The sequence below is a fragment of the Veillonella sp. ZSJB6 genome (assembly GCF_051549505.1).
In the GTDB taxonomy this organism is placed as follows: Bacteria; Bacillota; Negativicutes; order Veillonellales; family Veillonellaceae; genus Veillonella.
Genome location: NZ_JBPUGE010000191.1, coordinates 1 through 236, shown reverse-complemented (window position 1 = coordinate 236; position 236 = coordinate 1). Strand labels below are relative to the sequence as shown.

Here is a 236-nt window from a genome sequence, read left to right as displayed (position 1 = left end):
ATGGGTGCTGAAGCGGTTCAAGACTTGCTGCGCGATATTGACGTAGATTTGGAAATCGACCAATTACGTGAAGAAATTCCTAACACGGGTTCAGAAACCAAACTTAAAAAAATGTCAAAACGCCTGAAGTTGCTTGAGTCATTCCGTGATTCAAACAACAAGCCTGAATGGATGGTAATGACTGTATTACCTGTATTGCCACCCGATTTGCGTCCATTGGTACCGCTTGAAGGGGG

The 236-nt window shown here is 44.1% G+C and carries 1 protein-coding gene; it reads left to right on the top strand.

Annotation, left to right across the window (positions count from 1 at the left end):
* A partial coding sequence (locus ACSV5T_RS10380) for a hypothetical protein (RefSeq protein ID WP_438321095.1) occupies positions 1 to 236 on the top strand: 236 nt, incomplete at both ends.